The sequence below is a fragment of the uncultured Tateyamaria sp. genome (assembly GCF_947503705.1).
Lineage (GTDB): Bacteria > Pseudomonadota > Alphaproteobacteria > Rhodobacterales > Rhodobacteraceae > Tateyamaria.
On record NZ_CANNES010000003.1, the window covers coordinates 407,775 to 418,385 of the forward strand.

The following is a 10,611-nucleotide window of genomic DNA, read 5'->3' on the forward strand; positions in this document are numbered from 1 at the left end:
TATCTGTGCACATTTGTGAAGGCTAGAGCGACGGGAACCACCACAACCGTTTGGTTCTCTCATTCCCGAGGACCTGTTTGTACAGGTGGGTGCCAGGTAACCGGACCAGGATCCGGACAGAGCCAGCGCCCTCGGAATTGCTTAAGGCCACCGGAATGCAACCTGTCACGAGAAGGGCAGAACCCGTCACACGCCTACATAGGCCCCGCAGTGCGGCGGGACAAGGGATGCTGTGGCAGACCGGGCTTCGCTTGGAGGCCCGGCCCTTGGTGAGAATTTTTCTAGAACAAAAGGGGCCGGGTTTACTGCAAGCGCGCTCAGGTCGTGGTGTTGAGTTCGCCGCGCATGCGGGCGAGGTGATCGTCCCATCCTTTGTCCAGCGCGAGCGTGAGCCCGAATGTCTCTGCGCCTTGGGGTAAGTCGCTGTGTTCCAGCACAAGGCGCGTGCCGCCCGGAACCTCGGTCAATGTCCATTTCACCGTGCTGACGGCGTCGCCCATGGGTTTGACCGTGAACGTATATTCCAGATGCTCCGGTTCTTGTGCTCGTGTGACCGTGCCCCAGATCAGCAAATCGCCGCTTTCAGTCCCAAACATTTCCAGAGCTTGGCCTTGGGTTAGGGGTGTTTTTGGTGCGTGGAACCATTTGGCCAGGTGTTCGGGCTGGGTGAGATACGCCCAGACGGTTTCGCGGGGGGCCGCCAGGTAGATTGTCTTGTTCAGCGTCGTGGGGGTCATGTCGCATCCTTTTCAATAGCAGATTTGAGGGCGTTGAGGCGGTCATCCCAGAAGCGGTCGAAGTATTCGAGCCAGGAAAAGACCGGAGCGAGCCCCAAGGGGTTGAGGCGGTTGATGCGTTCGCGACCGCGCGCCTCAACGGTAATGAGGCCCCCGTCGCTCAGCACGGTAAGGTGTTTTTTGACCGCGGCCCGCGTCATGTCGAATTGGCCTGCCACTTGGGCGATGGTCATGTCCTGGCTACCCAGCAGTCGCAGAATATCGCGGCGCGTTGGGTCGGCGAGCGCGCGAAAGGCGTTTTGGTCGGGATGTGTCATTTGGCTCTCTTATGTGATACCAACGGGTTTCATATTTATGAGATACCATATGGTATCATGTCAAGCCTGTTCGCCGCCCCTGCGATCGGGCGGCCATGGAGCCCTATCGATTTTTCAAGCTGTCCTGCATCTCGGCCTTGCCTATGTTCAGGTTTTGTTCATATCTTGATGCTTATGCAAACGTTGCTCGAACCCGCACCAATGATGCCCGGCCAGCTTTTGGCCAGGGGCGTGGCGCGCCATTTTGCTTCGCTGGGCTGGGTCACGGTTGAAGAACTTGTGCCCGCGCGCGGATTGCGGGTCGATGTCATGGCGCTTGGCCCAAAGGGAGAGGTTTGGGTGGTGGAGTGCAAATCCAGCCGCGCCGATTTTATGTCTGACCAGAAATGGGCGGGCTATCTGGAGTGGTGCGACCGGTTTTTCTGGGCGGTGGATGCGGAGTTTCCTGTTGATCTGTTGCCGGAGGGCACCGGGCTGATGATAGGCGACGCCTATGACGCAGAGATCATCCGCATGGGTCCCGAGGACAAATTGGCCGCCCCGCGCCGCAAAGTCCTGCACCAGACGTTCGCCCGCCATGCGGCACGCCGTTTGCAAGCGCTGCGCGACCCGTCCGCCGGGCTGGATTGGTAAGGGAGTGACATGAGCCATGTCACTCTGGCCGCGTTGGGGGTTGTTCTGGCGGCTTTGACCATGCTCGAATGGGTGCGTGTTGGCGTCGAGACCACCCGTTCGTATGTGGGTAACACGCCGATCACGAGGTATGCGCAGCCCGGAAGCACAGGGCCGGTTGTTGTCATCGCCCATGGTTTTGCGGGATCGCAGCAGATGATGAACGGGTTTGCTTTACCGCTTGCCCGGGCGGGCTACCGCGTAGTGAGTTTTGACTTTGAGGGCCACGGGCGCAACCGAGTGCCCATGTCCGGTGATCTGACGGTGGTGGACGGCACCACCCAGGTGTTGGTGGCGCAAACGCGCGCGGTGATGGATGCGGTTGCCGTGACGGATGCGCCCATCGCGCTCTTGGGTCATTCCATGGCAACCGATATTCTGGTGCGTGCGGCTCAGAGGCGGGTTGATGTGGGGCCGATTGTTCTTGTGTCGGCCTTTTCGCAGGCGATTGACGATCAAAGCCCGCAAACGCTTTTGCTGGTCTCCGGCGCGTGGGAGGGACGTTTGCGCGCCTTTGGACTGGAGGCCGCCCAGATGGTCGATCCACAAGTGCGCGAGGGACAAACCGCCCGCAACGGTGCCGTCACCCGGAAGGCTGCGGCCGCACCGTTCAGTGAACATGTATCGGTGCTGCACGCACGCGAAGCGCGGGCCGAGGCGGTGGCATGGTTGGATGAGGCCTATGGGCGCAAGTCTGCGGTCACGATCTGGCCAACGGGTTGGGCGCTCCTTGGGCTTTTGGCCGGGTTGGTCGTTTTGTTTCGAACAATTGTCCGGGTGGTGCCCACGCAGGCGGCGCCCCGTTTCGGGCTGAGCACGGCTCGGTTTGTTGCGATCACATGTGCGCCAATGCTGTTCGCGCCGCTCATCGCGGCACCATTGAACTTTGGAGTATTGCCGGTGCTCGTGGCGGATTACCTGATGCTGCATCTGTGCGTGTTTGGTGGCCTTCAACTTGTGTTGCTGGGGTGGTGGGGCGTGCCGCTGGGCGGGATGTCCTGGCGCGGCTTTGGCGTGCTGCTTGCTTGGTCTGCCCTGTTTTGCGCAGCCCTTGACCGTTATGCCGCAAATTTCTGGCCCACGCCCGAGCGGTTCTGGATCATTGCAGTTATGTCGATTGGTGCGGTGCCTTACATGCTGGCGGATGCCGCTCTGGTGGCGGGCGCGCCGCTCTGGCGGCGGGTGATGTTGCGCCTGAGCGTGCTGGTGTCTCTTGGCATCGCTGTGGCGCTTGATTTCGAGGGGCTGTTCTTCCTGATCATGATCGCGCCAGTCCTTGTTCTGTTTTATTTGGTCTTCGGCACGATGGGGCGTCTTGTCTCTGCCCGGACAGGGCCGCTGGCCGCAGGTCTGGCGTTGGGCCTTGTGCTGGCCTGGGCGCTGGGCGTCAGCTTTCCGATGTTTCAAGCGTGATCGGGGGGCTTGCGACTTGGCCTGCCCTGTCGTCCTATCGCCCTGATCACGGAGGATGCGATGACCGGCCCACTTGCCACATTGAAAGTCGTTGAGTTTGCGGGGCTTGGCCCGGCGCCTTTGGCGGGGCAAATGCTGGCCGACATGGGGGCAGACGTGGTGGTGATAGACCGCGCGTCCGGGCCCGCGGACTCCAATGATGTCAATCGGCGCGGCAAACGGTCCATCGCACTGAACCTGAAATCCGAAGACGGGCGCGCCACCGCTCAGGCCCTGATGGCGCAGGCCGATATCGTGATCGAAGGGTTTCGCCCCGGCGTGATGGAGCGGTTGGGGCTTGGCCCGGACGATTGCCCCGCGCACGTGATCTATGGCCGTATGACCGGGTGGGGCCAGACCGGGCCGCTGGCGCAAGCAGCAGGGCATGACATCACCTACCTCGCGACAACCGGTGCTCTGAGTATGATGGGCCCGGCAGATGGCCCACCGGAACCGCCAATGAATCTTGTGGCGGACTATGGCGGGGGCACGATGTTTTTGCTCTTTGGCCTGCTGTCGGCTGTGATCGAACGGGCCGTTTCGGGACAAGGGCAGGTGGTCGATGCGGCGATGGTGGATGGGGTGCCCGCGATGATGGGCCTGATCCACGGGATGATTTCTCAAGACGATTGGACAGCGACACGCGGTACCAATTGGCTGGACGGGGGCGCGCCGTTTTACCGCTGTTACGTCTGTGCGGATGGGCAGTATGTGGCCGTGGGCGCGCTGGAGCCGCAGTTTTATGCGCTTTTGATCGAGGGTCTTGGGCTGGCGGAGGCAGAACTGCCCGATCAGAATGACCGCGCCTCATGGCCTGAAATGCAGGCGCGTTTTGCCTCGATTTTTGTGACCCGAGATCGTGATGCCTGGACCGCAGTTTTTGCAAGCAAGGATGCTTGCGTCGCGCCTGTCTTGTCCTTGAAAGAGGCGGTGGCGCATCCGCATTTGGCCGAACGCGGCACGTATGTGAAGCCGGGCGAGGTGACCCAAGCGGCCCCGGCCCCTCGTTTTTCCCGATCCATTTCAAGCGCACCAGTTGCCCCAACGGCGCCTGGTGCGGATACGGCAGCGATCCTGGGAGACTTGGGATATGACGCGGCGGCGCAGGGCGCATTGCGTGCCAAAGGGGCGCTGTCATGAAGGCATTGATCGTTGGCGGCGGCATCGGCGGCCTCGCCTCGGCAATTGCGCTGGCGCAAAGAGGTCATGCCGTGTCTGTGCTGGAACAGGCGCCGGAACTGAGCGAGATCGGCGCAGGCCTGCAAATTGCGCCCAATGGCTGGCGTGTTCTGGACGCGCTGGGCGTGACATCCCTATTGCGCGACACTTTGTTTGAACCCGAAAAGATTGAGATGCGCATGGGCCGTTCGGGCATCCGCATTTTTGGCCTTCAAATGCGCGGCTACGCCGAGCGGCGATGGCGCGCGCCTTACATCCATATCCATCGCGCCGATCTGGTCGATGCACTGGCGATTCGGCTGAGCAGTCTGGCCCCGGATGCCCTGCGCACAGGGGTGACCGTCAAAGGATACCGGCAGGACAGAGGGCAGTCGGCACTGTTGCTGGATGGTGGAGAGACGTTATCCGCCGATGTGGTGATCGGGGCGGATGGGCTGCATTCCGTGATACGCGCACAGATGCTGGGCCCAGACGCGCCGCGGTATACGGGCAATGTGGCGTGGCGGGCGGTCGTGCCAGTCGAGAACTTGGGCGACCACGCACCACCGCCCGGGGCCTGCATCTGGGCGGGCGACAAGCGACATGCCGTCACGACACGCTTGCGGGCGGGCACATTGGCAAATTTCGTTGGCATGGTGGAAGAGCCTGAACCCTCTCCGGAAGGGTGGCGGGTCGAAGGGCACAAGGCGGACGCACGTGCGGCCTTTGCCGGATGGCACCCGGTGGTTACGACCGTGATTGAACAAGCGCCTGTTTTGAACCGATGGGCCCTGTTTGACCGAGCACCCTTACCGCGCTGGCACGAGGGACGCGTCGGCCTTTTGGGGGACGCGGCGCACCCAATGCTTCCCTCAATGGCGCAAGGGGCCGTGCAAGCCCTGGAAGATGCCTGGATTCTGGCGGTAGCGCTCGACACGCACGACGAACCTGAGGCGGCTTTCAAACGCTATTTCGACCTTCGTATCGCGCGGACGGCGCGGGTACAGAAGGGGTCGGCTGCCAATGCGCGGCTCTTTCACCAGGGCGGACCACTTCGGCGGGCTGCGATTTACGGACCCATCGCGCTTGGCGCGCGGATCCTGCCCGGGCTCATTCACGCGCGGCAGGACTGGGTCTATGGCTACGATGCAACCACTGTTATCTGAGTAATTTAGTAGGAAATGCTTGACGACTCGATCTGAATGGTAAATTTACTGTTTTAGTCAGGATTAATTTGGATCGAACGGAGAACCCTATGTCCACCCGTATCATGGCAAGCATCCTTGCCGTTGCCACCGCTGTCCCCGCATTTGCCGAAGGTGAGTTGAACCTCTATTCCTCGCGACATTACGACACTGATGAGCGTCTGTATTCCGATTTCACTGCGCTGACGGGCATCACTGTCAACCGCATCGAAGGCAAGGCCGACGAGTTGATTGCCCGGATGCAGGCCGAGGGGGCCAATTCGCCTGCCGACATTCTGCTGACGGTCGATACTTCGCGGCTCACCCGGGCCAAGGAAGCAGGCGTGTTGCAAGCGGTGCAAAGCGATGTGCTTGAAGCACGCATTCCCGCCTATCTTCAGGATGACGACAACCAGTGGTTCGGTTTTTCCCAGCGTGCGCGCATCTTTTTCTATGCCAAGGACCGCGTCGAAAACCCGCCCGCGGATTATGTGAGCCTGGCCGATCCCGCCTACAAAGGCATGGTCTGCCACCGCTCGTCGAGCAACGTCTATTCGCAAACGCTGCTGTCGGCCGTGATCGAAAACCATGGGGTTGAGGCCGCGACCGAATGGGCACAGGGCGTCGTTGAAAACTTTGCTCGCGATCCACAGGGCGGAGATACGGATCAGTTGCGCGGGCTTGTGTCTGGCGAGTGCGATATCTCGATCTCCAACACCTACTACTTTGCCCGCGCTTTACGCCGCGATGTCAGCGGTTTGGACAGCGAAGCGATGGCCAATATCGGTTGGGTATTTCCTGCCCAGAATGGCGAGGGCGCGCATATGAACCTGTCGGGTGGCGGTGTTGCGGCCTATGCGCCGAACTATGACAATGCGGTGGCCTTCATGGAATACCTCGCCTCGGATCAGGCGCAGCAGTATTTCTCGGCAGGTAACGACGAATATCCCGCCGTACCGGGCGTTGGCCTCAGCCCGTCGGTAGCGGCCTTGGGTCTGTTCAAGCCGGATGATGTGGATTTGTCGGCCGTGGCAGGAAACCTGAGCGAGGCGCAGGCCATTTTTAATCAGGTCGGTTGGGAATAAGTCCCTCGTAAGCAGCACGAAAAGAAAAGGGGCCCGTGGCGACAGGCCCCTTTTTTTCATAATCTGTGCGTGGCGTTAGCTCTTATTCATTCTGTTTTCGATCAGGTCGTCCACCACGGATGGATCGGCCAAGGTCGATGTATCGCCAAGTGCGCCGAAATCATCTTCGGCAATTTTGCGCAGGATGCGGCGCATGATCTTTCCCGAGCGTGTTTTGGGCAGGCCTGGCGCCCATTGGATCAGATCGGGTGACGCAATGGGTCCGATTTCCTGACGGACCCAGGTGCGCAGCTCTTTTCGCAGCTCTTCGGTCGGTTCCTGACCGTTCATCAGTGTGACGTAGCAATAGATGCCTTGCCCTTTGATATCATGGGGATAGCCCACCACGGCGGCCTCGGCCACGGTGGCATGGGCGACAAGCGCGCTTTCCACTTCTGCCGTGCCCATCCGGTGGCCAGAGACGTTGATCACATCGTCGACCCGGCCCGTGATCCAATAATCGCCATCCGCATCGCGGCGGCAGCCGTCGCCTGTGAAATAGTAGCCAGGATAGTCGCTGAAATAGGTCTTTTCGAACCGGTCATGATCGCCCCAGACAGTGCGCATCTGACCAGGCCAGCTGTCGGCAATGACGAGTACCCCTTCGACGCCGTTGCCTTCGATCACCTCGGCAGAGGCGGGTTCAAGTACCAAGGGCTTAATGCCAAAGAAGGGTTTCATCGCTGAGCCGGGCTTCATTGCGTGGGCGCCGGGCAGGGGGGTCATCAGGTGGCCACCGGTTTCGGTCTGCCACCATGTGTCGACGATAGGGCAGCGTCCGCCACCCACCACGTCGTTATACCAGTTCCAGGCCTCGGGGTTGATCGGTTCACCAACAGTGCCCAACACTTTGATGCTGCTCAGATCACGGCCTTTGACGGGGCCGTCGCCATGGGCCATCAGGGCGCGAATGGCCGTGGGGGCGGTATAGAACTGCGCCACCTTATGCTTTTCACAGACCTGCCAGAAGCGGCTGGCGTCGGGGTAGGTGGGCACGCCTTCGAACATCAGTGTGGTCGCACCATTGGCGAGCGGACCATAGACGATATAGCTGTGGCCGGTGACCCAACCCACATCCGCCGTGCACCAAAATACATCACCGTCTTTGTAGTCAAAGACGACCTCATGGGTCAGCGACGCATAAACAAGATAGCCGCCCGTGGTATGTACAACGCCCTTGGGCTGACCGGTGGAGCCGGAGGTGTAGAGGATGAACAATGGGTCTTCGGCCGCCATTTCCTCGGGCGGGCAGTCGGTACTGACACCTTTGGCCTCTTCATGTAGCCAGAAATCAAGGCCGTCGCGCCAGGCAATCTGTTGGCCCGTGCGTTTCACGACAAGGCATTTGGTCGGATCAATGACGTTGATTAGCGCCTGGTTCACATTGTCCTTGAGGTTTGTGACCCGCCCGCCACGTGGGGCACCGTCAGAGGTGATCACAACCTTGGCGTCGCAGCCCGAAACACGGGCCGCCAATGCGTCGGGCGAAAAACCCGCAAAGACGATTGAATGGATCGCACCGATGCGCGCGCAGGCGAGCATAGCATAGGCCGCTTCGGGGATCATTGGCAGGTAAAGCACAACACGGTCGCCCTTGCCCACCCCCATGCCCTTGAGGACATTGGCCATTTTGCAGGTCTGGGCGTGCAATTCGCGATAGGTGATATGCTCGGCGTCATCTTCGGGGCTGTCCGGTTCCCAGATGATGGCGGTCTGGTCGCCGCGCGTTTCAAGGTGGCGGTCAATACAGTTGGCGGCGATGTTCAGCGTCCCGTCCGCGTACCAATTGATCGACACGTTACCGAGTGTGTAATCGACGTCCTTCACTTGGGTAAAAGGCTTCATCCAGTCGACCCGCTTGCCCTGTTCGCCCCAAAACGCCTCGGGATCGGCGATGGATGCGGCATACATGGCCTCATATTTCGCCGCATCCACATGGGCATTGGCCGCCATTTCGGCAGATGGGGGATATGTTTTGCTGTCGGACATGGATGTTCCTCCGGTGATCTTTCCGTTCTTTTTCAGAGGATCAGCAGCAACGGGGCCATGCATGACGCTGGCCTCGTCGGTGGTTGGGCTCCTCCTCCCTTGCTCGAATAATACGCAAAGGTGAAAAGAATGGAATAAATCGCTGTATTATCAGGTTTTTGCTGTAAACGAATTTCTGAGACGTCTGGGATTTTGTAAAATTTTCGTGCGCATTTGGAATTATTTAAACAATTTCAGTATTTAAGCTGTCAATATCCCTTGCCTTATCCTTTGCAACCGGAAGGCTTTGGCATAACACTTGTAAACGCTGCGCAACATACCATTTCGGCCCTCTCAGCCCACTCCAACTTGCCATCGCTCAGAATCGAACTGCACTGGTCGGCTGCCATCCAAAGCCGATCCTCCTTATCGTCGCCTCGTACAAACGTGCAGTTGTCCGATCAGACGTCGCAAAACCCGTAGACAAATCCGTTGCCCCACTCAACAGTCGGTCTGCAGATCCTGACGCGCCGAACGGAGCCTTTGAAATGACCCTTCCCGATAAGATGAACGCCTATGTCCTGCACCGCCACGGCGACATGGATGCGATGTCTTTCCACACCGACTGGCCCGTTCCTGCCGTTGGCGCTGATGATGTCCTGATCCGCGTCGGCGCGTGCGGGCTCAACAACACCGACGTCAACACCCGGTCCGGCTGGTATTCCAAGGCGGTCACGGACGCCACCAGCGGTGACGGCTATGAGACTGTCGATGCCGAAGACCCAAGTTGGGGCGGCGCGCCGCTGGCCTTCCCGCGCATCCAGGGCGCAGACGCCGTGGGCACGGTTGTGGCAGTCGGAGCCAATGGTGATTCAGCACTGCATGGCAAACGGGTCATTCTGGATTGCTGGCAACGCGATTGGGACGATCCGATGAACCGCGACAAAACAGGCTATTTCGGGAGTGAGCGCGATGGTGGCTTTGCCGAATATACCACTGCTGACAGGCGCAACGTGGCCGTGATCGAAAGCGACCTTAGGGATGCGGAACTGGCCACGTTTTCATGCTCGTACAGCACCGCCGAAGGGATGCTGAGCCGGGCGGCGGTCACAGCAGAGGATGTGGTGTTGGTGACCGGCGCTTCGGGCGGCGTTGGCTCGGCCTTGATCCAATTGGCCAAGCGGCGCGGCGCGACCGTTGTGGGGCTGGCATCTGAGGCGAAGCATGCGGCCATGGTGGAATTGGGCGCCGACGCGCTGTTGCCACGGGCGCCCGATGATCTGCGCGGCGCGCTCAGGGCGGCGATTGGGCGCGACAGCGTGACCGTGGTAGCGGACATTGTAGGCGGACCTGCCTTTCCGGCCACAATCGACGTTTTGGCGCGCGGTGGCCGATATACGTGTTCTGGCGCGATCGCGGGGCCCATGGTCCAGTTGGACCTGCGTACGCTTTATCTGCGGGATCTGACGTTTACCGGCTCAACCGTTGTTGCGCCGCATATTTTCACCGATCTGGTGGGCTATATCGAAAGGGGCGAGGTGCGCCCGCTCTTGGCCGCAACCTATAAGCTGGCCGATTTGGCTGTGGCGCAACAGGCCTTCATCGACAAGGCGCATGTGGGCAATATCGTTGTTACACCTTAGATGCCCCAAGAAATGCCCCAAGTGCGCCGCGTCCCTTTGTCTGTTCCAAGAAACCTCGCCGGAGGCTCAGACCTTGGCGAAAATGACTACGGTGGGGTGACTCGATCCCGGTGCCACAGACCCTCAAGGCGTCCCCCTCTTGGCAGTTTGACACAGCCGCGCTAGCTTGACGCCCAAGCGGGCGGATCACGTCCCGCATCTAGGGAGATACATCATGAATAAATATGCCGTCGGCGCCGTTGTGAGCGCCATTTCCTGCACCTTTGCGCTCGAGGCTGCGGCCACTGAGTGGAATGTTTCTGTTTGGGGTAAGCGTCGTGCTTTTACGGAGCATGTTGAGAAGTTGGCGGAGTTGG

General features: G+C 60.1%; 9 protein-coding genes, 1 other RNA gene and 1 pseudogene. 7 read left to right on the forward strand and 4 right to left on the reverse strand.

Annotated features, from left to right (window positions below; genetic code table 11):
* Positions 1–30 precede the first annotated feature (30 nt).
* From ssrS to Q1A44_RS10655, 3 genes are all read right to left on the reverse strand, one after another.
* Positions 31–186: non-coding RNA, 6S RNA (ssrS, locus tag Q1A44_RS10645), on the reverse strand.
* A gap of 131 nt (positions 187–317) precedes the next feature.
* Entirely contained in the window at positions 318–737 is a 420-nt protein-coding gene (locus Q1A44_RS10650; RefSeq protein WP_299624163.1) for an SRPBCC domain-containing protein, read from the reverse strand.
* Positions 734–1,054 (reverse strand): metalloregulator ArsR/SmtB family transcription factor, encoded by a 321-nt coding sequence (locus Q1A44_RS10655; RefSeq protein ID WP_299624166.1) that lies wholly within the window; start codon positions 1,052–1,054, stop codon positions 734–736. Before Q1A44_RS10655 ends, Q1A44_RS10650 begins: the two co-directional genes overlap by 4 nt.
* A gap of 174 nt (positions 1,055–1,228) precedes the next feature.
* Here Q1A44_RS10655 and Q1A44_RS10660 point away from each other — a divergent pair, with 174 nt between their 5' ends.
* From Q1A44_RS10660 to Q1A44_RS10680, 5 genes are all read left to right on the forward strand, one after another.
* A complete protein-coding gene (locus tag Q1A44_RS10660; protein WP_299624270.1) occupies positions 1,229–1,687 on the forward strand; it encodes an MmcB family DNA repair protein in 459 nt (152 codons plus the stop codon).
* A 9-nt stretch (positions 1,688–1,696) separates the two neighbouring features.
* Positions 1,697–3,139 carry an alpha/beta fold hydrolase gene (locus Q1A44_RS10665; RefSeq protein ID WP_299624169.1) on the forward strand — a complete coding sequence of 481 codons (1,443 nt, stop codon included), beginning with the start codon at positions 1,697–1,699 and terminating at the stop codon, positions 3,137–3,139.
* Between the two features lie 60 nt (positions 3,140–3,199).
* Positions 3,200–4,318 (forward strand): CaiB/BaiF CoA-transferase family protein, encoded by a 1,119-nt coding sequence (locus tag Q1A44_RS10670; protein WP_299624173.1) that lies wholly within the window; start codon positions 3,200–3,202, stop codon positions 4,316–4,318.
* Positions 4,315–5,502 (forward strand): FAD-dependent monooxygenase, encoded by a 1,188-nt coding sequence (locus Q1A44_RS10675; protein WP_299624176.1) that lies wholly within the window; start codon positions 4,315–4,317, stop codon positions 5,500–5,502. Before Q1A44_RS10670 ends, Q1A44_RS10675 begins: the two co-directional genes overlap by 4 nt.
* Positions 5,503–5,591: 89 nt before the next feature.
* Entirely contained in the window at positions 5,592–6,605 is a 1,014-nt protein-coding gene (locus Q1A44_RS10680) for an extracellular solute-binding protein (protein WP_299624179.1), read from the forward strand.
* 75 nt (positions 6,606–6,680) lie between these two features.
* Here Q1A44_RS10680 and acs read toward each other — a convergent pair whose 3' ends face one another.
* On the reverse strand, positions 6,681–8,633 hold the full coding sequence (gene acs / locus Q1A44_RS10685; RefSeq protein WP_299624182.1) for an acetate--CoA ligase: 1,953 nt from the start codon (positions 8,631–8,633) through the stop codon (positions 6,681–6,683).
* 527 nt (positions 8,634–9,160) lie between these two features.
* On the opposite strand from acs, the gene Q1A44_RS10690 reads away from it, so the two are divergent.
* Complete coding sequence (locus Q1A44_RS10690; protein ID WP_299624184.1) at positions 9,161–10,255, forward strand: zinc-binding dehydrogenase; 1,095 nt, start codon at positions 9,161–9,163, stop codon at positions 10,253–10,255.
* Between the two features lie 214 nt (positions 10,256–10,469).
* A pseudogene (locus Q1A44_RS10695) lies at positions 10,470–10,611 on the forward strand (C4-dicarboxylate ABC transporter substrate-binding protein); the annotation flags it as partial.